General features: G+C 61.2%; 19 protein-coding genes and 9 tRNA genes. 19 read left to right on the forward strand and 9 right to left on the reverse strand.

The annotated features are described in order from the left end of the window. Window positions 1-211: 211 nt before the first annotated feature. Window positions 212-1255, forward strand: coding sequence for a quinone-dependent dihydroorotate dehydrogenase (locus tag QD228_RS02975; protein ID WP_176503213.1), 1044 nt, complete (start codon window positions 212-214; stop codon window positions 1253-1255). 781 nt (window positions 1256-2036) lie between these two features. Here QD228_RS02975 and rmf read toward each other — a convergent pair. Further along, window positions 2037-2246 (reverse strand): ribosome modulation factor, encoded by a 210-nt coding sequence (gene rmf / locus QD228_RS02980; RefSeq protein ID WP_043334308.1) that lies wholly within the window; start codon window positions 2244-2246, stop codon window positions 2037-2039. A 529-nt stretch (window positions 2247-2775) separates the two neighbouring features. On the opposite strand from rmf, the gene rlmKL reads away from it, so the two are divergent. Next, on the forward strand, window positions 2776-4992 hold the full coding sequence (gene rlmKL / locus QD228_RS02985) for a bifunctional 23S rRNA (guanine(2069)-N(7))-methyltransferase RlmK/23S rRNA (guanine(2445)-N(2))-methyltransferase RlmL (protein WP_279874357.1): 2217 nt from the start codon (window positions 2776-2778) through the stop codon (window positions 4990-4992). Window positions 4993-4995: 3 nt separating this feature from the next. Further along, a complete protein-coding gene (locus QD228_RS02990) occupies window positions 4996-5334 on the forward strand; it encodes a glutaredoxin family protein (RefSeq protein ID WP_279874358.1) in 339 nt (112 codons plus the stop codon). Between the two features lie 85 nt (window positions 5335-5419). Here the strand turns inward: QD228_RS02990 and QD228_RS02995 are convergent, their stop codons facing one another. Further along, entirely contained in the window at window positions 5420-5698 is a 279-nt protein-coding gene (locus QD228_RS02995) for a WGR domain-containing protein (RefSeq protein WP_077378449.1), read from the reverse strand. A gap of 225 nt (window positions 5699-5923) precedes the next feature. On the opposite strand from QD228_RS02995, the gene pdxB reads away from it, so the two are divergent. Together pdxB and nhaC are read left to right on the forward strand one after the other, a co-directional pair. After that, window positions 5924-7102, forward strand: a complete 1179-nt coding sequence (gene pdxB, locus QD228_RS03000) for a 4-phosphoerythronate dehydrogenase PdxB (RefSeq protein WP_279874359.1) — start codon at window positions 5924-5926, stop codon at window positions 7100-7102. Window positions 7103-7474: 372 nt separating this feature from the next. Continuing rightward, window positions 7475-9031, forward strand: coding sequence for a Na+/H+ antiporter NhaC (gene nhaC / locus QD228_RS03005; RefSeq protein WP_077378455.1), 1557 nt, complete (start codon window positions 7475-7477; stop codon window positions 9029-9031). A gap of 90 nt (window positions 9032-9121) precedes the next feature. Here the strand turns inward: nhaC and argE are convergent, their stop codons facing one another. The 5 genes from argE to msrB form a co-directional block, all read right to left on the reverse strand. Next, a complete protein-coding gene (gene argE, locus QD228_RS03010; protein ID WP_279874361.1) occupies window positions 9122-10276 on the reverse strand; it encodes an acetylornithine deacetylase in 1155 nt (384 codons plus the stop codon). Window positions 10277-10555: 279 nt separating this feature from the next. Then, window positions 10556-11455 carry a protease HtpX gene (gene htpX / locus QD228_RS03015; RefSeq protein WP_077378460.1) on the reverse strand — a complete coding sequence of 300 codons (900 nt, stop codon included), beginning with the start codon at window positions 11453-11455 and terminating at the stop codon, window positions 10556-10558. A gap of 225 nt (window positions 11456-11680) precedes the next feature. Further along, the gene (locus QD228_RS03020; protein ID WP_271303161.1) at window positions 11681-12919 is read right to left on the reverse strand and encodes a pyridoxal phosphate-dependent aminotransferase; all 1239 of its coding nucleotides are present in this window, start codon (window positions 12917-12919) and stop codon (window positions 11681-11683) included. A 238-nt stretch (window positions 12920-13157) separates the two neighbouring features. Next, entirely contained in the window at window positions 13158-14144 is a 987-nt protein-coding gene (ylqF, locus tag QD228_RS03025) for a ribosome biogenesis GTPase YlqF (RefSeq protein ID WP_077378465.1), read from the reverse strand. A 205-nt stretch (window positions 14145-14349) separates the two neighbouring features. Further along, window positions 14350-14772: a peptide-methionine (R)-S-oxide reductase MsrB gene (gene msrB, locus QD228_RS03030; protein ID WP_279874363.1), complete on the reverse strand. Its 423-nt coding sequence runs from the start codon at window positions 14770-14772 to the stop codon at window positions 14350-14352. A 263-nt stretch (window positions 14773-15035) separates the two neighbouring features. Between msrB and QD228_RS03035 the strand changes: the two genes are divergently transcribed. The 14 genes from QD228_RS03035 (at window position 15036) to QD228_RS03100 (ending at window position 20539) form a co-directional block, all read left to right on the forward strand. Continuing rightward, window positions 15036-15111 (forward strand) — tRNA-Glu (locus QD228_RS03035). A 25-nt stretch (window positions 15112-15136) separates the two neighbouring features. Next, window positions 15137-15211, forward strand: a tRNA-Gly gene (locus QD228_RS03040). A gap of 4 nt (window positions 15212-15215) precedes the next feature. After that, window positions 15216-15291: transfer RNA gene (locus QD228_RS03045), tRNA-Glu, on the forward strand. 37 nt (window positions 15292-15328) lie between these two features. Beyond that, window positions 15329-15403: transfer RNA gene (locus QD228_RS03050), tRNA-Gly, on the forward strand. Between the two features lie 4 nt (window positions 15404-15407). Then, window positions 15408-15483: transfer RNA gene (locus QD228_RS03055), tRNA-Glu, on the forward strand. A gap of 70 nt (window positions 15484-15553) precedes the next feature. Continuing rightward, window positions 15554-15628: transfer RNA gene (locus QD228_RS03060), tRNA-Gly, on the forward strand. Between the two features lie 73 nt (window positions 15629-15701). Continuing rightward, window positions 15702-15777 (forward strand) — tRNA-Glu (locus QD228_RS03065). Window positions 15778-15811: 34 nt separating this feature from the next. Beyond that, window positions 15812-15886: transfer RNA gene (locus QD228_RS03070), tRNA-Gly, on the forward strand. Window positions 15887-16251: 365 nt separating this feature from the next. Continuing rightward, on the forward strand, window positions 16252-17220 hold the full coding sequence (locus tag QD228_RS03075; RefSeq protein WP_077375503.1) for an ABC transporter ATP-binding protein: 969 nt from the start codon (window positions 16252-16254) through the stop codon (window positions 17218-17220). Further along, complete coding sequence (locus tag QD228_RS03080) at window positions 17217-17990, forward strand: ABC transporter permease (RefSeq protein WP_077375500.1); 774 nt, start codon at window positions 17217-17219, stop codon at window positions 17988-17990. The genes QD228_RS03075 and QD228_RS03080 overlap by 4 nt, the downstream gene beginning before the upstream one ends. A 133-nt stretch (window positions 17991-18123) precedes the next feature. After that, the gene (gene queF / locus QD228_RS03085) at window positions 18124-19002 is read left to right on the forward strand and encodes an NADPH-dependent 7-cyano-7-deazaguanine reductase QueF (protein ID WP_176503208.1); all 879 of its coding nucleotides are present in this window, start codon (window positions 18124-18126) and stop codon (window positions 19000-19002) included. A 128-nt stretch (window positions 19003-19130) separates the two neighbouring features. Beyond that, complete coding sequence (locus tag QD228_RS03090) at window positions 19131-19691, forward strand: NAD(P)H nitroreductase (RefSeq protein ID WP_077375494.1); 561 nt, start codon at window positions 19131-19133, stop codon at window positions 19689-19691. Window positions 19692-19699: 8 nt separating this feature from the next. Further along, window positions 19700-20275: a YiiD C-terminal domain-containing protein gene (locus tag QD228_RS03095; protein ID WP_084207952.1), complete on the forward strand. Its 576-nt coding sequence runs from the start codon at window positions 19700-19702 to the stop codon at window positions 20273-20275. Between the two features lie 176 nt (window positions 20276-20451). Further along, window positions 20452-20539, forward strand: a tRNA-Ser gene (locus tag QD228_RS03100). 137 nt (window positions 20540-20676) lie between these two features. On the opposite strand, the gene QD228_RS03105 is transcribed toward QD228_RS03100, so the two are convergent. Further along, a complete protein-coding gene (locus QD228_RS03105) occupies window positions 20677-22005 on the reverse strand; it encodes an HlyD family type I secretion periplasmic adaptor subunit (RefSeq protein WP_077375488.1) in 1329 nt (442 codons plus the stop codon). Next, window positions 22002-23783: a type I secretion system permease/ATPase gene (locus QD228_RS03110; RefSeq protein ID WP_271303159.1), complete on the reverse strand. Its 1782-nt coding sequence runs from the start codon at window positions 23781-23783 to the stop codon at window positions 22002-22004. Before QD228_RS03110 ends, QD228_RS03105 begins: the two co-directional genes overlap by 4 nt. Window positions 23784-24687: the final 904 nt, after the last annotated feature.

Consider the following 24687-nt stretch of genomic DNA (forward strand, 5'->3'; position numbering starts at 1 on the left):
GGGCCGCCTTCTTTCGTGTGTCGCTTCCTTGTCGCCTTCCTCTGTGCCTCATCTTCGTCACTTCTCTTTGTCACTTCTCTTCGTTCTCCCTCGTCATTCTCGCCTGAGGCAATCGCGTCCGGCGGAGTGTCTGTCGCGACGGGCTTCGGGTATACTTCGCGCCCAGTTCCGCTGTCGTCATGCCCCCTGTCGCTGCTGCCTGGAGATCACCATGTACTCGTTTGCTCGCTCGCTTCTGTTCAAGCTCGATCCGGAAACGGCTCATGGTGTGACGCTCAACGCCCTGGACATGGCCCATCGGCTTGGCATGGCGCGTGGATTGGGCGGTGAGGCACCACGTGACCCGGTGACGCTGATGGGGCTCGAATTCCCCAACCGTGTCGGGCTGGCTGCCGGTCTCGACAAGAATGCCGATCACCTCGATGCGCTCGCCGCCCTGGGATTCGGTTTCGTCGAGGTCGGCACGGTGACGCCGAAAGGGCAGGCTGGCAATCCGAAGCCGCGCCTGTTCCGCCTGCCGGAGCACCAGGCGATCATCAACCGCATGGGCTTCAACAATGCCGGGGTTGAGCATCTGGTCGCGAAGGTCAAGGCGAGTCAGGCGCGTGGTGCCTCCGGAGTCGTGTTGGGGATCAACATCGGCAAGAACCTGACCACGGCGGTGGATGATGCGCTGAGCGACTATCTGGTCTGCCTCGAGGCCGTGCATGCTCACGCCGACTACATCACCGCCAACATCTCGTCGCCCAACACGCCGGGATTGCGCAATCTGCAGTTCGGGGATCACCTCAATCAGTTGCTGGCGGGGCTGCGCGAGCGCTGTGATCAACTCGATGCCGAGCGTGGCAAGAAGGTCCCGCTGGTGATCAAGATCGCCCCTGACATGGACAGTGAAGAGATTCTGTTCGTGGCGCGTGCGCTGGCTGACAATGGCATCGATGGTGTCATCGCGACCAATACCACCATCGAGCGCTCCGCGGTCGCGGGGAGTTCGCACGCAGAAGAGGCCGGTGGCCTGTCCGGTGCGCCGGTGCGTGAATCCTCCACCCGCGTGATTCGCGGGCTGCGCGAAGCCCTGCCGAACATGCCGATCATCGGTGTCGGTGGTATCACGGATGGTGAGAGTGCGCGCGAGAAGGTCGCGGCGGGCGCGGACCTGGTTCAGCTGTACTCCGGACTGATCTATCGCGGCCCGGCGCTGATCGGAGAGTGCGCGCGTGCATTGGAGAAGGCGGATACGCTCATCAAGCTGTGATCAGACAGCCAGACAACGAAAGAGCCGCCTCCTGACATCAGAAGGCGGCCTCGGTACCGGCGTGAATGATGATGTGGCAGTGTCAGCGATATGTCTCGTGAACTGACATTGCCGTGTTGGCTGCCATGTCCAGCCAGCGTGCACGATGCGAAGCGCTTTTGCCGTCAGGGACGGCGGTCGGGTATTGGCCCATCGAGCTCATCGGGTCCGTGGATGGTGATAGCAGGCCTGCAAGAAGCCTGCTGATGCAGTCAAGGTGAACGTTTGCCCGTGTCGTGCTCCGCGCTGAACCGTCGTTCATGCAGGCCGTCGCCTGCCGCGCATTCTCTGGAGCCATGTCGCGAGGGAATCGACACGAGCGCCAACATCTCGGCCTTTCAAGCGGAGAAGCGAGTCGGCCCCATTGCCTACTGCTTCACGCGCCTGACAGTGCCGTGCGTCTTCAAGATAGAAATAAGGCGTTACCTCCCTGGTGGCTTGTCATGTCGCTAAGCGACGTCCTTGGGATTTTCCGGGTGACATCAGTATCGACTGAGTCACCGTGAACACCTCGAGTCCTCTCTGTACGTGCCTTCCGGCGCCATTGATCAGGCGATCCGGTAGACTGATGCCGGAGAATCCGCTTGCGCAGCGCATCAGGCTGCGTGGGCGGGGTGAAAGGCGCCAGGCGCCATCTTCAGGTGTCACTCCTTGACGTCATGCATCCTGAAAGTCATCGGGACGGGAATCAACATCCCGGTGGGAGTATCCTGGTCTGTCCATTGCCGGAGCCCGCTGGGGCTCAGGACAGCACCATGGGGTTCTTGTGGATGCCGGACACGCCGGTCATGCCAGACCATTGGTCGCCACGTCCTTCGCGCCAGCCACTCATCCAGAATTCACGTAGATTGACATCGATACTGGGACAATCATCACGGGAACGACCGGTAACGCCGGCCTTGTAGCCGTGAACATAGGCACGCTGAAAGCGATCACGTTTCTGTCTCTTCATGGATGACCTCTATGTGAGAACCCATCGGCATTGGAGTCACTGTCGTGGTGTCTCTCGAGGAGACATCGTCCGGTGGCAGCGACTCGATACAGCATGGCTTGCCGAGTGAGAGAGTAGGCCGATGACCCGAAGGTCACTGCCGGCCTCGTGCTTCATCACCTCAGTGGCCACTGACCAGCCGTGTCGGGACAGGCCGTGGATGTGAGATGATGGAGGGTCTTGCCAGTACATGCTCGAGCGTGATGGTGGATAGGTCACTGCAGGCCCGGATCTCTGCTCTGAAGGTTGTGTCATCAGAATCCTGTCTCATCGGTGGCAATGGTCACCGAGATGCAGTCGGGCATGCTGCCTGAATGAGGGTTTCGCTCCGTGAACCTCCTTTTCGCTTGGCGTGTCACCTTTCCGAATTGCAGCTACACCTATAGTTTTTAGAACACTGCCTCTGGCTTGTCGACAGCCGTATAGGAATATCGCTAGTGCCAGAAGCCAACTCACAGGAATAAGTCCGGCCTTTGCCGGTGAGAGATTCATGACTGACACGACTTCTGCGACTTCGCCGCGCGCCCCCAGCAACCCGCTCTCCACCTGGTTTGCGACCTGTCCGCGTGGCCTCGAGACCTTACTGGCTGACGAGCTGACGTCGCTGGGTGCCGAGGTGACCGGCACTACCGTGGCCGGCGTCCACTTCAATGGAAGTCAGGAGACGGCTTACCGCACCATCCTGTGGTCACGCCTGGCCAATCGCATCATTCGCCTGCTGACCCGCGTGGGCGGCGTCGACACCGGCGAGCAGCTGCGCAAGGCGAGCGCCGGCGTCGACTGGGCAATGGAATTGCCGGATCGTGCCTCCATCGCCGTCGATTTCCATGGAACATGGAAGGATATTCGGCATACCTTCTTCGGCGCTCAGACCGTCAAGGATGGCATCGTCGAGGCGATGTTCGAGGAAGGTCGCCACAAGCCGACCGTCGATGGCAAGAATGCCGATCTGCGCATCTATGCGCATCTGCACAATGGCTACATCACCCTGGGCATCGACCTGGTGGGTCGCAGCCTGCATCAGCGTGGCTACCGCCCCGACCTCGCCCATGCGCCACTCAAGGAGAATCTGGCCGCGGCACTGCTGATGCGTGCCGATTGGCCGGCCCGTGCGGCGCGGGGTGAGAGTCTGGTCGACCCGATGTGCGGTTCCGGCACGCTGCTGATCGAGGCGGCCTTGATGGCGGCGGATATCGCCCCGCAGTCGCTGAATGAAGACTTCGCCTGCCGCCACTGGGGGCGTCATGACGAGCGTATCTGGAAAGGTCTGCGCGAGGAGATGGAGCAGCGTGCCATCGCCGGGCGCCGCAAGGTCACCGCGCGTCTGTTCGGTCGCGATCACAGCCCGCAGGCGATTTCTGCCGCGCGCTCCAACGCCATGCGTGCCGGCATTCCGGCGCTGATCGAGCTGGAAGGGGCCTCCGTCGCCGAGCTGACCTGTCCAGAGGGTGCCACCACCGGCCTTGTGATGACCAACCCGCCCTACGGCGAGCGTCTGGGTGAGCTGCCGGCATTGGTGCCGCTCTATGCAAGCCTCGGTGAGCGCATGAAGCGTCACTTCGGCGGCTGGACGCTGGGCATGTTCACCGGCAACCCGGACCTCGGTCACCGTCTGGGCCTGCGTGCGCATCGTCAGTACGCCTTCCGCAACGGTCAGCTGGATTGCAAGCTGCTGATGATCGACGTGGCAGCGCGTGAGCGAGCGGTCGACGAGGACAGCGTGGCGGAAGATGCCCGCAGTCAGCCGGCACTCAGCGAGGGCGGCCAGATGTTCGCCAATCGCCTGAAGAAGAACCAGAAGACGCTGTCTCGCTGGCTCAAGCAGAGCGGCACCACCTGTTATCGCCTCTATGATGCCGACATGCCGGAATACGCGCTGGCCATCGATATCTACGGGCGTCATGTGCACGTGCAGGAATACACGCCGCCCAAGTCCGTGGATGCCAGTCAGGCGCAGCGTCGTCTGATGGATGCGCTGGCGGCGATTCCGCAGGTACTGGGCTGCTCGCCCAACGATATCCATATCAAGCAGCGCACGCGTCAGGCGGGCAAGGCGCAGTACACCCGTCAGGACAGCTCCGGTCAGCGTATCGAGGTGCAGGAAGGCGACGCCAGGCTGTGGGTGAACCTCAAGGACTACCTGGATACCGGCCTGTTCCTGGATCACCGCCCGGTGCGCAAGCTGCTGGGCAAGGAAGCGGACGGCAAGCGGGTGCTCAACCTGTTCTGCTATACCGCGACGGCCACCGTGCACGCGGTTTTGGGCGGTGCCAGCGAGAGTGTCAGCGTCGACATGTCCAATACCTACCTGGACTGGGGCCGCGAGAACTTCAAGCTCAATGGCATCAGCGAGAAGCGTCACCAGCTGGTGCGTGCCGACTGCCTGAAGTGGCTGGAGCGTTCCCGCGAGGAGTTCGACCTGATCTTCCTGGATCCGCCGACCTTCTCCAATTCCAAGAAGATGGAAGGCACTCTGGATATCCAGCGCGATCACGCGCGCCTGATCGACCTGGCGATGGCCAGTCTGGCGCCGGGCGGCACGCTGATCTTCTCCAACAACCATCGTCGCTTCGTGATGGATGACAGCGTCAGCCAGCACCATGTGGTGGAAGACCTGTCGCGCAAGCTGCTGGATCCGGACTTCAAGCGTCGTCCGGATATCCACCACGTCTTCCGCATCCGTCGCGCCAGCGACGTGAAGGGCTGAGCGATGGCCAGCGTCCCGCTGTGGCTCTACACCACGGCGGGCTGTCATCTGTGTGCTCAGCTGGAAGCCACGCTGCAGGCGCTGGGGGCCGATGTCACGCTCACGCGGGTCGAGATCGCCTTCGACGCGCAACTGAGCGAGCGTTACGCGACACGCATTCCCGTGCTGGCGAGCGCATCGGGTGCAGAGTACTCGCTGGCAGATGGCGAAGAGGCCTTGCCGGGCTGGTTGCGCGCGCAGGGCCTCGAGCAGGGCGTCGATCGGACGCCCCCTGCCAGGCGTGACTCCGGCGTCGAGCCGCAGGGGCATGTCATGCGCCATGGGCGTCGCTTTCTGCGCTGATTCGCATCATGTCCGGGCCTGAACGAAAGACCGCCGCTACCTCAAGGTAGCGGCGGTCTTCTTGTCTGCGGGTCCCGGCGGCGGCCTAGCCTTCCAGCAGTGACATCTGGCGCATGGCATCTTCGGCCTCGGGGCTGTCAGCCGTGGCCTCCAGCACCTTGGTGAAGCCACGTGAGGCCTGGATGTGAGCGAGGTCACTGACCCAGGTCATGGCCTGCTCGTAGCTTTCGGCCAGATCGTGCTTCAGTCCGCCGAACTGGGTGCCGATCTGGCCCCAGGAGCGACTGACGATCCAGTCGCCGAACATGTCCTGATGTACATGGACCAGGACGTAATCATGATGGCTTTCCCAGCGGATGATCACGCGTGACTCCCGAGGTGAAACAAAGGTGGCATGTGGATGGCTCGCAAGGCGCTGCAGGCTTGTGGCGCATGCTGCGTACGCCTAAGATGGCACGGCGGCGAACGCTGAATCATACCATTGTAATCTTCGCATGCCTTGCAGCAAGTCATGAAGCTTTGCAAGACGCCATGCACGCGGCAACGACCGCAACGCTACCCACCGGCACAGCAAGGAACAAGGCAACAGATGCACATCATCGTGGATGATAACGTCCTTCTGGCAGAAGAGTTCTTCTCTGAATTCGGGGAAGTGATCTGTCTGCCGACCAGCGAGATCACCAATGCCGTCCTCAAGGAAGCCGACATGCTGATCTGCCGCTCCACGCTCAGGGTGGATGAGGCATTGCTGAAGGGCACTCGGGTGCGCTTCGTCGGCTCGCCGATCATCGGCACGGATCATGTCGATCTCGAATGGCTCGAGTCGGCAGGGATTCACTTCACCAATGCGCCGGGTTGCAATGCCGATTCGGTGGTGGATTACGTGCTGTCCTCGCTGTGGCATCTGGCGGAGCAGGAAGGCTTCGATCTGCAGCTCAATCGTCGCTTCGGCGTGGTCGGTGCAGGCCAGGTCGGCTCGAGGCTGATCAAGCGTCTCGAGTCGCTGGGCGCCGAGGTGCTGGTCTGTGATCCTCCGCGCGCGCTGGCGCAGGAATCGGGGGAGGAGGCGGCAGAAGCGCTGAATTTCGTCGATATCGATCATCTCGTGGCCGAGTGTGATGTCATCTGCGTGCATACCCCGATGGTGACAGGCGGTGAGTACCCGACCCATCACCTGATCAATGCCGAGCGCATCCGTGCCATGAAGCCCGGCAGCGTATTGCTGAGCGCAGGACGCGGTGGTTGCGTGGATACTGCCGCGCTCAAGCAGCGTCTGCTGGAACAGGCTGATCTGCTGACCGTGCTGGATGTCTGGGAGAACGAGCCGGACATCGATGCGGAGCTGGCCTCGCTGGTGGATATCGCCACGCCGCACATCGCCGGACACAGTCTGGATGGCAAGATGCAGGGAACCGAGATCATCTATCAGCAGGCCTGCCGGCATTTCGGCCTGCCGGCACGACGCAAGCTGGGCCAGTTGAAGCCGGACCCGTGGCTTCGCAAGCTGGTGCTGACGGGGTGGGCGCCGCCGGAAGAGGCCCTCGGTCTCTGCGTTCGGGCCTGTTACGACGTGCGCCGCGATGCCTTGGGTCTGCGTCGCTATCAGCGCCGCTTCGGCAACGCCGAGGGCTTCCTGCGTTATCGGCGTGAATATCCGTTGCGTCGCGAGTTCTCCACGCTGCGCGTCGAACTCAAGAAGAACGCCCGTGAGCTGCGTGAAGTGCTGGAAGGCTTCGGCTTCTCGCGTGTGAAGCTGGCCAGCAAATGATGTGACATGTCATCTCTCCTGCGATATCCACCTGCAGGAGGTGTCGAGGCCGAGTGACGGATCTCGATCGTCAGGCAGTCAGAACGCCCCTGTCAGCTTCGCTGGCAGGGGCGTTCTCGTCTCAGGTACGGATGTGGGGCGGGTGACCCGGTAGATGAAACCGGTTCTTGGACGTTTCGGACTGCGACCTTGGTCGATATAATGTCGCCCAAAATTACGCTGACGACAGATGTCAGGGCGCGCCCCGGGCGACTTGTCCGAGGGTGGTGTGGCCCGCTGGCTCCCCGCGTACTCCCCGTTTCTCGTGCCTTCTGCCATGCCCGTCACGACGGCGCGTGTCGGCGTCCTCATTTCCTGAAGATGGTGTCCTGAATGCAACAATCTCCTGATAGACCAGCCGAGGGCGGTGGCTTTCGCCCTCCCTCCCTGCTGGATGCCCTGATCCCCATCGTGCTGGTCATCGCCATGCTGGTGCTGGCGGTCGTGCTGTTCGGCGCCGATGCTTCCTGGGGGCCGAATCAGGTGGCATTGCTGTCTGGCGCGATGATCGCGGGAGTCATCGGCCTCAAGAACGGTTATCGCTGGAGCGATATCGAAGAGGGGATCAACAAGGGGATCCAGATCTCGCTGGGCGCGATCCTGATCCTGCTGGCGGTAGGCGCGATGATCGGTACCTGGATTCTCGGTGGCACCGTGCCGGCGATGATCTACTACGGGCTGGATGTGATCGCGCCTCAGTATTTCTATGCCTCGGCATGTCTGCTGTGCGCGCTGGTGGCGCTGTCGGTGGGGAGCTCCTGGACGGTGGCCGGCACCATCGGTATTGGCCTGATCGGCATTGCCGATGGACTGGGACTTTCCGAGGCGATCACGGCAGGTGCGGTGATTTCCGGGGCCTACTTCGGTGACAAGCTCTCGCCACTGTCGGATACCACCAATCTGGCGCCGGCGGCGGCGGGGACCACGCTGTTCGCGCACATTCGTCACATGCTGTGGACGACGGTTCCCAGCATCCTGCTCGCGCTGGCAGGCTTTCTGTGGCTGGGTCACGACTCCGTCTCCAGCCTGCAGACGCCGGAGCAGGTCGCCAACCTGCGTGCCCAGCTGGGTGAGCAGTTCAACATCGGCCTGCACCTGCTGATTCCGCTGCTGGTGCTGCTGGTGATGGCCGTGCGTCAGATGCCCGCCTTCCCGGCGATCTTCATCGGTGCGGTGCTCGGGGGTGTCTTCGCGGTCATCTTCCAGCCGCAGGCCGTGGCGGGACTGGCGAATGTCCCTGACATGTCCACCGCCATGGCGCTGCTCAAGGGCGTATGGATGTCGATGTTCGATGGCTATGTCTCCCACAGCGGCGATGAGGTGATCGACTCGCTGCTCTCCAAGGGCGGCATGAGCAGCATGCTCAACACCGTGTGGTTGATCCTCTCGGCGATGACCTTCGGTGGCGTGATCGAACGACTCGGCCTGCTGGAGCGTCTGGTGCAGAGCCTGCTGGGCGCGACGCGCAATGCCGGTTCGCTGGTCATCACCACGCTGGGCACCTGCCTGGCCTCCAATGTGGTGACCGGGGATCAATACATCTCGGTCATCCTGCCGGGGCGCATGTATCGCGCTGAATTCCGCCGCCGTCGCCTGGCGCCGGTCAACCTGTCGCGGGCACTGGAAGATTCCGGCACCATCACCTCGCCACTGATTCCCTGGAACAGCTGCGGCGCCTACATGGCGGCAACGCTGGGGGTCGCGACTCTCAGTTATCTGCCGTTTGCGCTGTTCAATCTGGTCAATCTGGTGCTGGCGGTGGCCTATGCCATGGTCGGCTTCAAGCTGGAGCGTCTGGCCGAAGGTGACGAGGCGGATGGCGGAGAGCCGACTCCGCTGGCCGAATCTCTGGTGCTGGATACCCCTCATGAGACGGCAGAGTCTCGCTGATTGACGTACTGGGTGACAGAGACAGGCAAGCCCGCCGCGTGGTGAACGCGGCGGGCTTTTTCATGGGCACTCGAGGGGGGCGTCCAGCGTTCAGTCAGTGCACTGATGACGTGTGAGGCGTATCAGGAACTCGCGATAGCGCTCCAGTTCGGCGATGTCGATGTACTCATCCGCCTTGTGGGCCTGCGTGATGGAGCCTGGCCCGCAGACGACAGTCGAGAAACCGCGATCCTGGAACCAGCCCGCTTCCGAGCAGAAGCCGACACCGCAGCGTTCACGCTGACCCGTCAGCGCAAAGGCCAGCGTCTCTGCCTTGCCATCGGGCTCCGGCGTGAGCGCCGGTACCGAGGCGTAGTCCTCCAGTGTCTGGATGGTGCACTCCGGTGAGTGCTCCTGCATCTCGAGGGCCAGTCGGGCGGTGAAGTCATCGACTCGCGCGCGTACCGCGTCAGGGGTATCACCGGGCAGGTTGCGCAGCTCCCAATGCAGGCGAGCATCCTTGGCAATGATGTTGGTCGCATTGCCGCCCTGGATGGTGCTGACGTGCAGCGTGGAGTACGGGGGCTCGAACAGTTCGCCCCGTGAGGCCTGGGTGCGCAGGTCGTTTGCCGTGCGCTCCAGCTCCGAGATGATGCGCGCGGCGTAGAACGTGGCCGAGACACCCAGGTCCGGTCGGCTCGAATGCGCCGGCACGCCAGTCACTTCCGTGCGCCAGGCATGCACCCCCTTGTGCGCCGAGACCACGCGTCCCTCCGTCGGTTCGCCGATGATGACGGCGGCGACGTCGGGCAGCGTGTCGCGCATGTGGTCGATCAGTGGCAGACAGCCCAGACAGGTGCTCTCCTCATCGTAGGAGAAGGCAAGGTGGAGTGGCCGCTTGAGGGGAGCATCAAGAAAATCCGGCACCATCGCCAGGCACAGGCCGATGAAGCCTTTCATGTCCACCGAGCCACGACCGTAAAGACGACCCTCCTTCAGCGTGGCCTGATAAGGGTCATGGGACCAGTTCTGGCCGCTTACGGGCACGGTATCGGTATGGCCGGAGAGCACGACACCACCGGCCACCGCGGGCCCTATCGTGGCGAGCAGCGAGGCCTTGTCGCCTTCGGCATTCGAAAGCACGCTCGCCTGGATGCCATGTTCGGCCAGCAGATCGCGAACGAAGTGGATCAATGCCAGATTGGAGCGATCCGAGGTGGTATCGAAGGCGATCAGGCGAGTGATGATGTCGAGGGTGCGTTGCATGTCGAGCCTCATGAGGCATGGCGCCGTTCGGGGAGGGGCCGGATGTGAAAGCCCGAGGGGATCACATTGGCGCTGAACGGACGCAGGAGTCTGCTTTATGCAGTTGCCTGCATGCCAAGTCAATCGTGGCCGCAACCCCCTGTGGCACTTCGTGGCTGATCACGATGTGCCGCGAGGCATGCTTGGGAGTCTGCAGGGTCAGCCCTGACGCAAGAAGCCCGCCACGTGACTCACGTGGCGGGCTTCTGCATTGCTCAAGAGTGCGGTGCTGCTCGAGGCTTACTTGTAGGCAGCGGCCTTGAGCGCGGCGATACGGTCATCCAGCGGCGGGTGGCTGGCGAACAGCTGCTCCATCAGCTTGCGGCTCTTGCCGGTGGTGATGGCGAAGGCGGTCATGGTGTCAGGCATCTGGTCCGGCAGCTCATGTTCCTGCTTGAGGCGTGCCAGCGCGTTGATCATCGAACCGCTGCCCGCGAGACTCGCGCCTGCGGCATCCGCACGATATTCGCGCCAGCGCGAGAACCAGGCGACGATCATCGAGGCCACCAGGCCCAGCACCAGTTCAAGGACGAAGACCACGGCCATGTAGCCGAAGAAGCCCAGGCCGCCGCTGTTGTCATCTCGCTTCAGGAAGGCGTCGATGGCATGTGCGGCAATGCGCGCGAAGAACATCACGAAGGTGTTCACCACGCCCTGGATCAGCGTCAGCGTCACCATGTCGCCGTTGGCCACGTGACCGATCTCGTGCGCCAGTACCGCACGCACTTCCTCGGGACGCATGCGATTGAGCAGGCCGGCCGAGACGGCGACCAGCGCATCGTTGCGGTTCCAGCCGGTGGCGAAGGCATTGGATTGCTGCGCCGGGAAGATGCCGACTTCCGGCATCTTGATGCCGGCGTCGCGAGACAGTTCCTCGACGGTCGTCAGCAGCCAGCGTTCGGTATCGTTCTGTGGCTGTTCGATGATCACGGTGCCCGTCGAGGACTTGGCCATCATCTTGGACAGGAACAGGGAAATCACCGAGCCGGCCATGCCGATGATGAAGCAGAAGATCAACAGGGCGGTGTAATTGATGCCGTTGGCTTCCATGTAGCCATCGAAGCCCAGCAGGCGCAGCGTGACACTGGCCAGCAGCACCACCGCCAGGTTGGTGATCAGAAAGAGGGCTATCCGCATCATGGGGTCAGGTCTCCAATGCCAATCTATCGGTAAGGCGCAATTATCTGCCCGCCATGCTGACAGTGAGATGAATCACTGTGACATGGCGGGCAGATGGCGCGTAACAGGAAGGTATCACCACCGTGCCGGTGTGCGTAGACCTTTCGTGAGGCAGGTATCGACACCGTGGCGTCAGGCCGTCTCGAGGCTCAGTGCTGCGGGAGCCTGCCGCAGGAAAGAGGTGTCTCAGCCCTTGCGGCGGCGCGCCAGGAAACGACCGAGACGCTCGATGGCCTCTTCCAGCTGGTCGGCGTAGGGCAGGGTGACGATGCGCAGGTGATCCGGATTCGGCCAGTTGAAGGCGGTGCCCTGCACCAGCAGCATCTTCTCTTCCAGCAACAGCTCCAGCACCATCTGCTGGTCGTCCTCGAAGGGATACATCTCCGGGTCGAGACGCGGGAACATGTAGAGCGCGCCCTTGGGCTTCACGCAGCTGACGCCGGGGATCTCGTTGAGCTTCTTCCAGGCCGCATCACGCTGGGCCAGCAGACGGCCACCCGGCAGGACCAGGTCATTGATGGACTGATAGCCGCCGAGTGCGGTCTGGATGGCGTGCTGGGCCGGGACATTGGCGCACAGGCGCATGCTGGCCAGCATGTCGAGACCGGAGATGAAGTCGGCCGCCGGGCGCTTGTCACCGGAGAGAATCATCCAGCCCGAGCGGAAGCCCGCGCAGCGATAGCTCTTGGACAGGCCATTCATGGTCACGACCAGCAGATCGTCGGCCAACGCACCGGTGGAGACGTGCTCGGTATCGTCATAGAGGATCTTGTCGTAGATCTCATCCGAGAACACCACCAGACCGTATTCCCGTGCGACCTGCAGGATGTCCTTCACGACGGCTGGCGGGTAGACCGCGCCGGTCGGGTTGTTCGGGTTGATCAGCACGATGCCCTTGGTGTGGCTGGTCACCTTGGCGCGGATGTCCTCGATGGAGGGGGCCCAGTCCTGCGCCTCGTCACACAGATAGTGCACGGCACGACCGCCGGCCAGATTGGCGGCAGCGGTCCACAGGGGATAATCCGGTGCCGGTACCAGCAGCTCGTCACCATCGTCGAGCAGGGCCTGCATGGCCAGCACGATCAGCTCCGAGACACCGTTGCCGATGTAGATGTCCTCGATGCCGACACCCTGGATGTCCTTGCGCTGACACTCCTGCATGATCGCCTTGCGCGCCGAGTAAAGCCCCTTGGAGTCACAGTAGCCCTGCGCGGTCGGCAGATTGCGCATCACGTCCTGCAGGATCTCTTCCGGTGCCTCGAAGCCGAAGGGCGCCGGGTTGCCGATATTGAGCTTGAGAATGCGATGACCTTCGTCCTCGAGACGCTTGGCGTGTTCGAGAACCGGCCCGCGAATGTCGTAGCAGACGTTGTCCAGCTTGTGTGACTTGCGAATTTCGCGGGGCTTTCTTTGCTCGGTATCCATGGTGCTTTCCGTAGATCTCCGTCACGTAAGGTGTAGGGGCGAGTGTCCAGCATATCGCGCCGCCTGCCTGCCGCGCCACGGCCAAGGGCCAATAGCGTGGTTAAATTTGCGGTTTGAAATGTTAAGGCAGAAAAAAATCCCGCCAGAGGTTATCTGGCAGGATTTTCAACTGGCTTGCAGGCATGGTCCGCGAGTGAGATCTGAATTCGACCGTCGTTATCTCACTGTTCTGGTAGCGTTATTCGCTCGCGGACTCAGGCGGTTCGCTTATCCGTGCGCCATCTTGCGTCTCGCCACTGGCTTCCGGCACCGGCTCGGCGGGAATGTCCGCCGGCGTTTCCAGCGTCAGGCGCCCGAGCTTGCCATCGCGCAGTTCGTGCAGCAGCACCTCTGCACCGCGATGTAGATCGATGATGCCACCGGCGCGCAGGCCGCCACGCTTGCTGGCGATCTCTTCCAGAATCGCGACCCCGTTGAAGCCCGAGAGCGCCATCAGATCGACCTTGCGCGGGCCATCACTCTCGACTCGCTCGGCGTCAGGGTTGGCACTGTAGGCCGGCAGTGACTTGAGCTTGTAGCGAGCGATCAGCTCATCGGGATAGCGCCTGGCCAGCTCCGCCGCCACGACCACCGCCACATCGGTGTAGTCGATGGCGGTATCCCGAATCGCGCCGCTGCCGGCCAGACGGTAGGCGCTGGCCTGATCCTCGATCTTTGGCCACATCACCCCGGGGGTGTCGATCAGGGCGATGCCGCCATCGATGCGAATCTTCTGCTGACGCTTGGTGACGGCGGGCTCGTTGCCGGTCTTGGCGATCTTGCGACCCGCCAGACCATTGATCAGCGTCGACTTTCCGACGTTGGGGATGCCCATCACCATCACGCGCGCATCACGATCGACACGGATATGACCGGCCATCTCGCGACACAGCCGCGGGATCTGCTTGAGGTCACGCGCCTCAAGCGTGGTGATCGCCAGTGCACGGGTATCGGGCAGGGCATCGAAATACTCGACCCATTCACGCGTGCGTGCCGGGTCCGCCAGGTCTGCACGTGACAGCAGCTTGAGGACCGGCTTGTGGCGGGTCAGCTCGGACAGCACCGGATTGGTGCTGGAGTAGGGGAGGCGGGCATCGAGGACTTCGATGACCACGTCGATCTCGGGCAGCGCGTCCTTTATCTGACGACGCGCCTTGTGCATGTGTCCCGGGTACCAGCCCAGCATGTTGCTTCTCCTGCCGTCAGGGGTATGACGGTTGTCCTGTCACCTCTTGTCCTGCCTCCTCGCCCGCCTGTCAGGAGTCGCTCACCATTGGAGGCGGCGATAGATGACAGGCAGCAAGGAGAGGGGACGCGTATGGCGGCGCATTCTACCAGAGGCGGCTCGGCCATGGAGAAACGCTGGCTTCGTCTTCTCGCGCTCTGGCGTCTCAGCTGCGCACCGGCTTGAAGCGCAGCGACACCGAGTTGATGCAATAGCGCTGTCCTGTCTCGGTGGGGCCGTCGGGAAAGACGTGTCCCAGATGGGATTCGCAACGACGACAGCGTACTTCGACACGTCGCATGCCATGGCTGGTGTCGAAATGCTCTTCGACGGCGGCATCCGCATAGGGCCGATCAAAGCTCGGCCAGCCACAGCCGGCGTCGAACTTGGTGTCGTTGTCGAACAGCTTCGCGTCGCAGGCGATGCAGTGATAGGTGCCCGGTATCGGGCTGACCTCGTGATCGCCACTGAAGGGGCGTTCGGTACCGGCTTCACGTGCGACGCGATACTGCTCCGGCGTCAGGCGCTTGCGCCATTCCTCTTCACTGCGGATCAACTTGTCTTGGGCCGGCTTGTCTTGCTCGCTCATGGTCTCTTCTCTCTATGCGTTTCTCGAATCGATGCCCGCGCGAACCTGCAAGCAAGTCCCCTGAGCGGCAATCCGAAACAATGGCTACCGGTCTTCACTCGACACCCGGTACATACCCCAAGAATGCGGGCGTCAGGGCGTGACCACAAGCACGTGGTGGATGCACTTGGCCAACGCCGGAAAAATCCTGTTGAAGCAGGGGGTTGACGAAGGGGAGGGGGCTTTGTAATATACGCGCCACCTCGACGAGGCAAGAACGTTACGTCCCATTCGTCTAGTGGTCCAGGACACCGCCCTTTCACGGCGGTAACAGGGGTTCGAACCCCCTATGGGACGCCACTTCTTGCAGCGTAGAGACCGGAGTGCGGGAATAGCTCAGTGGTAGAGCACAACCTTGCCAAGGTTGGGGTCGCGAGTTCGAATCTCGTTTCCCGCTCCAGTGTGTCCCATTCGTCTAGTGGTCCAGGACACCGCCCTTTCACGGCGGTAACAGGGGTTCGAACCCCCTATGGGACGCCATCTTCGGTCTTGTGTGGTCGCATGATCTGCTTGTGTTGCGGGAATAGCTCAGTGGTAGAGCACAACCTTGCCAAGGTTGGGGTCGCGAGTTCGAATCTCGTTTCCCGCTCCAGTACGTCCCATTCGTCTAGTGGTCCAGGACACCGCCCTTTCACGGCGGTAACAGGGGTTCGAACCCCCTATGGGACGCCATGCAGAGCATGATGGTGTGGCTAGCCAGCAGTAAGACAGATGTCGTGAGCACAGCTTCATGACACCCGGTGCGGGAATAGCTCAGTGGTAGAGCACAACCTTGCCAAGGTTGGGGTCGCGAGTTCGAATCTCGTTTCCCGCTCCAAAGGAAAAGGCAATGCGACAAGGTCGCGAGCTGGTTCGCCAGTCCGATCGAATCTCGTTTCCCGCTCCAGTACGTCCCATTCGTCTAGTGGTCCAGGACACCGCCCTTTCACGGCGGTAACAGGGGTTCGAACCCCCTATGGGACGCCATTCTGTTTGACAGCGCAGTTTTTGGTTTCGACAGGCGGGAATAGCTCAGTGGTAGAGCACAACCTTGCCAAGGTTGGGGTCGCGAGTTCGAATCTCGTTTCCCGCTCCAGTCGAACACGATGTGATTGATGAAATAGCAGTGCCCCATCGCCTGACAGACACGATCATCGTGCCACGTCACCGGCGATTTTTTTGTGCCTGAAATTCCTCCTCAGCTCGTTCTGCACCGGTCCTTGGTGTTGTCCTCCCAGTTGATTTTCTCCCTCCTGCTTGTTTCCCGTATCGCACTAATGCCTTTCCTGCAGCGTGCCTGATGTGGCAGCGCTGAATGCGTTACCATGCGCATCCAATGTCTTGTGTCTGATTTTCATGTTCGAGTGCTGCTCAGCGGTGTCGCTACTGTTGCGCAATTGTTCTCAGATGCGGCTTTTCTGCTGTGCTGGCTGACAGCGTCAATTTGATTACAGGTGTCCGATGTCACGACTCGCCTTGTCCATTCGTGGCCTGACCAAGGTCTACGGTAACGGTTTCGAGGCGCTCAAGGGGATTGATCTCGATGTCCCTGAGGGCGATTTCTTTGCACTGCTGGGGCCCAACGGGGCCGGCAAGTCCACGACCCTGGGGGTGGTGAGTTCGCTGGTGCAGAAAACCGCCGGCAAGGTCGAGATCTCGGGCATCGATATCGACAAGGATTTCTCGAAGGCCAAATACCATCTCGGTGTGGTCCCTCAGGAGTTCAACTTCAATCAGTTCGAGAAGGTGCAGGATATCGTGATGACCCAGGCAGGGTATTACGGTATGCCCATGAAGGAAGCGCGCCCGCGTGCCGAGCGCCTGCTCAAGGATCTCGGGCTGTGGGACAAGCGCGATACCCCGTCACGCATGCTGTCCGGTGGCATGAAGCGCCGTCTGATGATTGCCCGCGCGTTGATTCACAAGCCGCGTCTGCTGATTCTCGATGAGCCGACTGCCGGGGTGGATATCGAGCTGCGTCGCTCGATGTGGGAGTTCATGCGCCGCATCAACCGTGAGGAGGGCACTACCATCATCCTCACCACGCATTATCTGGAAGAGGCCGAGAGCCTGTGCCGCAATATCGCCATCATCAATCACGGCGAGATCGTGCATAACACCAGCATGCGCGAGCTGCTCAAGGAGCTGGACGCCGAAACCTTCCTGCTCGATCTACGTGAGCCGCTTGCCAGCGCGCCGGTCATCGAGGGATTCGAGGTCTCTCTGAGCGATCCCCAGCAGCTGTCGCTGTCCGTACGCAAGGGCCAGTCGATCAACACCGCCTTCGCGGCGCTGGATCGCGCCGGGATCACCGTGGTGTCGATGCGCAATCGCGCCAATCGTCTCGAGGAGCTGTTCGTCGACCTGGTCGAGCGCTCCAATGCCGAAAGCGGTATCGCCTCCAATGTCGCCAAGGAGATCACGCAGTGAACCCCCGTCAGCTATGGGTGGCTCTGGTCACCATCGTCGTCAAGGAAGTCCGTCGTTTCACGCGTATCTGGCCGCAGACGCTGCTGCCGCCGTCCATCACCATGACGCTGTACTTCGTCATCTTCGGCAATCTCATCGGCTCGCGCATCGGTACCATGGATGGCATCAGCTACATGGATTACATCGTGCCGGGGCTGATCATGATGTCGGTGATCACCAACTCCTATTCCAACGTGGCCTCGTCGTTCTTCTCCAACAAGTTCCAGCGCAGCATCGAGGAGCTGATGGTCTCGCCGCTGCCGTCCTGGATCATCCTGCTCGGCTATATCATCGGTGGCGCCGTGCGCGGGCTCGGTGTCGGCATCATCGTCACCGCCGTGGCCTTCCTGTTCACGGATCTCGATATCCATCACCCGATCCTGACCATCGTGGTCGTGGTGCTGACGGCGCTGCTGTTCTCCATCGGTGGCTTCATCAATGCGCTGTTCGCACGCAAGTTCGACGATATCTCGATCATTCCGACCTTCGTGCTGACCCCGCTGACCTATCTTGGTGGCGTCTTCTATTCCATCCACATGCTGCCGGACTTCTGGCAGACGGTGTCACTGGCCAACCCGATTCTCTACATGGTCAACACCTTCCGCTACGGCATTCTGGGGGTCTCGGACATCAGTGTCGGTCCGGCGATGGCGGCCATCGTGGCCTTCATCATCGGCCTGTTCGCCTTCGCGCTGTGGCTGCTGGAGCGTGGCAAGGGCATCCGCAGCTGAAGAAGTCGCCCAGAGGATGATGGTAAGATGCGCGCTATCGCGCCAGTGCACGAAACGCCGGCTTCTGCCGGCGTTCTGCTGTCTGCGCCCCTGATATCGATGCGTTATTGGCCTATTTCACAGGAGTGCTGTCATGGCTCACCCCACTGCCGTCAACGTGCCCGACGAGGCGCGCCCCGAGACTCTCAAGGATGCCCCGCTCGGGCGAGAGTCCGCTTACCCCGAGCACTACGATGCCAGCCTGCTGTTCCCCATCGCGCGGGCGGCCAATCGTGGTCCCATCGGTATCGATGATGCGGCGTTGCCGTTCGTCGGTGAGGATGAATGGCACGCCTTTGAGGTCTCCTGGCTGGATGAATCCGGCAAGCCGTGGGTGCGTGTGGCCCGTTTCCGCCTGCCGGCGGCTTCCCCGAATCTGATCGAGTCCAAGTCCTGGAAGCTCTATCTCAACAGCCTCAATCAGAGCCGCTTCGCCGATCAGGCGGCCGTGCAGGCGACGTTGGAGCGGGATCTTGCCGCCGCGGCGGGCGCGCCGGTCGAGGTGCGTCTGCTGGGACTGGATGATGACGAGCTGGACGTCGGGCGCCTGCCGGGAGAATGCCTTGATGACTTGCCGATCACCGTCGAGCACTACACGCCGTCGCCGGAGCTGCTCAGCGCCGATGACGCCGATATCGTCAGCGAAGACCTGCACAGCCATCTGCTCAAGTCCAACTGCCCGGTCACCGGTCAGCCGGACTGGGGCAGCGTCTGGATCCGCTATCGCGGCCCACGTATCGATCGCGAGCGCCTGCTGGCCTATCTGATCAGCTATCGCCAGCACCAGGATTTCCATGAGCACTGCGTCGAGCATCTGTTCGTCGACCTGATGGCGCGCGTGAAGCCTGAGTCCCTGCTGGTGATGGCGCGCTATGTGCGCCGTGGCGGCCTGGATATCAGCCCGTGGCGTGCCACGCCAGATCTCGAGGCCGAGGCCCGTGCCAGCCTGCCGCTGCGTCTCTCGCGTCAGTAGTCCTCTCTATGGTCATGTCGTCTGATCGGCTTGCCAATCAGGCAGATAGCATCGAGTGATGAGACGGCGTGCTGGCGAGATGCTAGTGTGAGAATCATTCTTATCTTAAGTCTGTGACAGGAGAGACGATGGACGCGCTGACGTTACTGCATGAACGCAATTCCATGGGCAAGCTGATGGCGCCAGCCCCGAGCGATGCGCAGATGGAGGCCATCTACCAGGCCGCCCTGCGCGCGCCGGACCACGCCGAGCTGACGCCCTGGCGCTTCATCGAATTCACGGGCAGCGGGCTGGAGCGTCTCGGCGAGCTGTTTGCCGAGGCGGAGCGCAACACGTCGCCGGCAGGTGACGAGGCGGCCCAGGCCGCGGCCAGCAAGAAGCCGCTACGGGCGCCGATGGTCGTCGCGGTGATCGCCAAGGTCACGCCGGACCACCCCAAGGTGCCGCGTGTCGAGCAGGTGGTGAGTGCCGGTTGTGCCGCTCACGCCATGCTGTTTGCCGCTCAGGCACAGGGGCTCGGTGGCATGTGGCGCACGGGCGGCTACGCGTTCGACCCAACCGTGCACGCCGGACTGGGCATGAGTGAGCAGGATGAGCTGGTCGGCTTCCTCTACCTCGGCACCCCGGGCGGACGTCTCAAGCCCTTGCCGAGCCGCGAGAGTGCCGACTTCGTCGAACGCTGGCAGTGAGGCGCTGAATGAACGAGCAGTTGCGCTCGAGTGGTGAAGCCTGGCCACCGCTGCCTTTGCCGCGTGACGGGCAGGGGCGGTCGGGCACTTTCGCGGCGCCGGTCAGTGAAGACCTGTCACGGTTCCGAGATTGGCTGAGTCAGGCGATTCCGCTGGCTGCCCACATGGGGCTTGTCGAGATGCAGTGGTCAGAGCCCGAGCGCTCGACGGGGCAGCTGAGCTGGCATCTGCATCTGCCGCCCAATCTCAACGACAAGGGCACGGCCTTCGGCGGGGCCATGAGTCTCGAGGCCACCTTGTGTGGCTGGAGCTGGGTGACGCTGTGGCTGCGTGCTCGCGGTATCCAGCGCGATCTCGTGGTGTCGCGTGCCAGTCAGCAGTTTCTGGCCCCGGTCAGTGGCGATTACCACATCCGCTGTGCGCCGGATGACATGGCCGCGCTGATCGACGTCGGCGAGCGTCTGGCGGCAGGGCGGCGAGCGCGATTGTCGCTGACTCAGCAGTTGTGGTGTCAGGTCGATGGGCAGTCTTCCCCGAGGCTGTGTTTCGAGGCCCGTGGCGATTACGTGGTGCTCGGGCCGTGATGCCGAGCACGGTCTCGGCCCGACCTCGGCCCGAGTGCGGTGGGTGAGGGCGCTGACGCTATCTATCTGAAAGATTTTGGAAAAAAGGCTTGCGTCCCTCAAGGGTTATCGATAATATACGCCGCGTTCTCAAGGGAAACACGACGCAGTCGGGTGACCAATGAGAGCACTGATCTGGAGGGGTGTCCGAGTGGTCGAAGGAGCACGCCTGGAAAGTGTGTAAGTCGAAAGGCTTCGAGGGTTCGAATCCCTCCTCCTCCACCAGATTCAGAAAAGCCCGCATCTCACGATGCGGGCTTTTCGCGTTTCTGAGGGGGAATCTGGTCGAATTGCCTGCCCCTCTCGTGATTCCCTGCGTCTACTGGCGCCTCAGTCGCCTGTCATTCCCCCTCATTCCCCTCTCATTCCTCCCTCATCGCGCGCGCCAGCATATCCACGACAGGCTTGCCGACATAACTGGCGAAGCTGCGCTCACCGGTACGGATCATCACTTCGGCAGGCATGCCGGAAAGCAATCGCATGCTCTCGGTCATGTTGCTCTGGCCGGTCCGGGTGACGCGAATCCGCGCCTTGTAATAGCGGGCACGCGTCGCTTCATCCTCGAAGCTGTTGGCGCTCACGTGCGTGACCTCGCCATCGATGATGTTGGATAAGCGCTGATTGAATGCGCTGAAGCGAATCTCTGCGGGCTGGCCGAGGTAGAGGTGGTCAATATCATGGTCCGGGACCCTGGCCTCGACGATGAAGCCGTCGCCGGCGGGCACGATATCGAGCAGGGGGTCGCCACTGCGAATTACCGCGCCTAGCGTATGGACCTTCAGGCCGACCACGGTGCCGGCCACCGGTGCGATGACCTTGGTACGCCTCAGATTGTCATTGAGCGCGACCAGTCGTTCTTCCGCATCGGTGACCTCTGCCTGAACCTGGCGTAGAGACTCGCCGATCTGTTGCTGGAATTCCTGCAGGCGAATCTGTTTCTGCAGCTCGTTTTCGCTGATCTGGGAACGCAGCCGTGCGACCTCGGCAAATTGGCCGGCATTGTCGCTCTGGTATTCGAGACTCTCACGCTCCATCTCACGCAATCGCTGGTTATTGATCAGACCATTTCGGAACAGCTTGCGATGGTTGGCAACGTCACCATTGAGAGAGTTGATGCGTCGTCTTGTGATGGCCTGGGTATTCTCGAGACCTGCAATCTGCTCGTTCATCTGCACGACCTGCTCATCCAGGGCTGCCATGGCACCGTTCAGCGATTGACGACGTACGTCAAAGAGCCGCTGCTGTACTTCAAGGACCTCCCGCACACGAGGATTGGTCGACTGCCTCAAGGCTTCCGGGAAGGTCAGGGTCTCGGCGTTGCTGTACTCGGCAAGCAGGCGTATCTCACTGGCTCTGGCAATCAGGTATTCAGCCTCGACGATCTTCTGCTGAGAGCGTGCCTGGGTGTCATCGAAGACGATGAGCACGTCGCCGGCCTCGACATGATCGCCATCCTCCACGCGAATCGACTCCACGATGCCTCCCTCGAGGTGCTGGATGGTCTTCGTGAAGCTCTCTACCGATACCGAGCCCGGTGCCACCACGGAAATTGCCAGGTTCGCCATGACTGACCAGCTGCCGAATCCGCCGACCGCGATGAGCAGTACGGCCAGGCCCAGGCGTCGATAATTGTGGTCGCGTAGCGGAAGCTCACTGTCAAAGCCGCCATTCATGGAGTGGGAGGTGGTCATCTCGGGCTCTCCTCACCGCCTTCATGGCGGCCTCTGGCACTGGGTTTCAGCTCGGTGACACGCTGTGCGTTCCTGGACGGAGTCGAGTGCCCTCTCCCTGCCACGGCCCGTGCAACGGGTCGTCCTCGCGTCGGCGGGGACAGTGAAGCCACCTGGCCATCCTTGAGGACGAGGATGCGGTCGACCTGCTGCAGTAGACGTTGACGATGGGTGATGATGATGGCCGTGGTGCCTGCCTGGCGCAGTTGCATCAGACACTTGGCCAACGCCTGCTCGCCACTTTCATCCAGGTTGGCGTCCGGTTCGTCGAGCACTACCAGCACCGGTTTTCCATAGAGTGCCCGCGCCAGGCCGATACGCTGTCGCTGACCCGCGGAGAGGGCGGCTCCCCCGTGGGACAGCCAGGTGTCATAGCCTTGCGGCAGGCGAAGGATCATGTCGTGGACACCGGCGCTCTGGGCGGCTTGCACCACGAGTGACGCATCGACCTCCTGAAAGCGCGCGATATTCTCGGCGATGGAGCCATCGAACAGCTCGATATCCTGCGGCAGGTAGCCAAGATGAGGCCCGAGCGCGGTCCGCTTCCACTGACTGACGTCCACGCCATCGAGGCGTACGCATCCCAGCTGCACTGGCCATAGGCCGAGTATCACTCGTGCCAGGGTGGATTTGCCGGCGGCGCTGGGGCCTACCACGGCGATGTGCTCACCCTTGGCAAGTGTCAGAGTGATGTCCTTGAGGGTCGGTAGACGCTCGCCTGGCGGCGCGGCGTTGACTGCCTCCAGTGTCAGTCGGCCCTTGGGGGCCGGCAGAGGCATCGAGGGCGCCTCGGCCGGCACGGCCTCGAGCAGCTCCTCGAGGCGGGCTCGTGAGGTGCGTGCACCGCTGAAGCCTTTCCAGCCGGTGATCATCTGATCGATCGGCGCCAGCGCTCGCCCCATCAGGATCGAGCCGGCAATCATCATGCCGGGCGTCAGGTCGCCGGTCAGCACCAGATAGGCGCCAAGACCGAGGATCAATGACTGGAACATCAAGCGCAGTACCTTGGAGGTGTTGGTCAAGAGACCTGCGCGGTCGCTTGCCTTGGACTGCAGCACCAGATACTCACGGTGGCGCGCCTCCCATCGATTCTGGATGCCCGGCAGCATGCCCATGGCGTGGAGCACTTCGGCGTTGCGCAGATTGCTGTTGGCAAGGTCCTGGGACAGGACATGTTGGCCGTTGGCATCGCTCAGCAGCTTCCTGGTGGTCTTCTCGTTGATCAGCGCAATGACGGTCAGAACAAGGCCCGCGCCCAGGGCGAACAGACCAAACCATGGGTGAAACAGTGCCAGCACGCCGATGTATATCGGCACCCAGGGCGCGTCAAAGAAGGCGAACAGGCCGTTGCCGGAAAGGAATTGGCGAAGGGTGGTGAGGTCGTTCAGCGGCTGTGCGGAGGGCTTGCCCGGCGTCATCAGGGAGTGCTTGAACATGGCACTGTAAAGTCTCGGGCTGATCAGTACGTCCAGTCGATTCCCGACTCGGACCAGGATTCTCGAGCGAATCAGTTCAAGGGCCCCCATCACCATGAAGAGGAACACGACCACCAGGGTCAGCATCAGCAGCGTTTCCTGGCTACGTGTCGTGATGACGCGATCATAGACCTGCAGCATGTAGAGCGGCGGCACCAGCATCAGCAGATTGATGAACAAGCTGAAGAGGCCGACATAGACAAAGCTGTGCCGACAGTGGTCCAGGATCTTTTGCAGGTCATTACCTTCCCGGGAGATGGCCATGGTGTCGTTCCCTAGCGTCGTTGTTGTTCTTTTTATCCAAGTCACCGTCGTTGACGGCTGCCCTGAGCTCGGATTTTTCACGTTGTCTTGAGGAGACGCCATGGTTCTGTGGTCAATATTGATCATCTATTTATTAGGCTATTCTTTTTTTATTCCTCTGGCTGCCTGTTGAAATATTGCTGCTGAATGATCGGCGAGCAAGTGAATATTTCAATGATCAATAAAAAACTTTCCGGGTTTTATTTTGTTGGTTTTTGCTGTTTATTTTGCTCATGTCTGATGGTGAAGATCCATATGGTTTACGTTTTTCAAAAAGTATGACGGTTCTGGCTTTCGACAAGATTATCTTCTCTGGTATTCAGCATTGTTTTTCTCCTCACGCAAGTCGTATCGAGGGTTTATAGAGGTGGTGTTTTATTATTTCAAAGCATTCACTGTATTGTTTTCATTGAGTTTATTTTGATGTGGGAATCTGATGCATATTGCCATTTCGAGGGTGAGTGGAAATACCTCTTGTCTTGCGATAGGCCGCGTCTAGACTCGTTTTTGACGGGTTTACGAGCCTTTGCCGGTTATGTTCTAACTCTTTGGGAAAGCGCTGGAGAGTGGAACGTCATCGGGGATTCATTGCCGGTGAGGGACGTCGTGTCGTGAGGTCTCAAGATGGCGTAGAAATCGCCACTAAAAATTATTCGAGGGGTAGGGAAAATGTATTCCATGTCATTCGTATCGAGTCGTCTTGAGTCCATGGCATCACGTATCAGGAGTGGTGATCGTCTTGAGGGAAAGACGTTCCAGGATCACGAGATAATGGTCACGCCATTTCCCTCAGCGTGGGGGGATTCCATCAAGTCAATGCGAATGACATTCGAGGATGCGCAGGATCGACTGTCGGTATTTGAGC

The organism is Cobetia sp. 3AK, from assembly GCF_029846335.1.
Classification (GTDB): domain Bacteria; phylum Pseudomonadota; class Gammaproteobacteria; order Pseudomonadales; family Halomonadaceae; genus Cobetia; species Cobetia marina.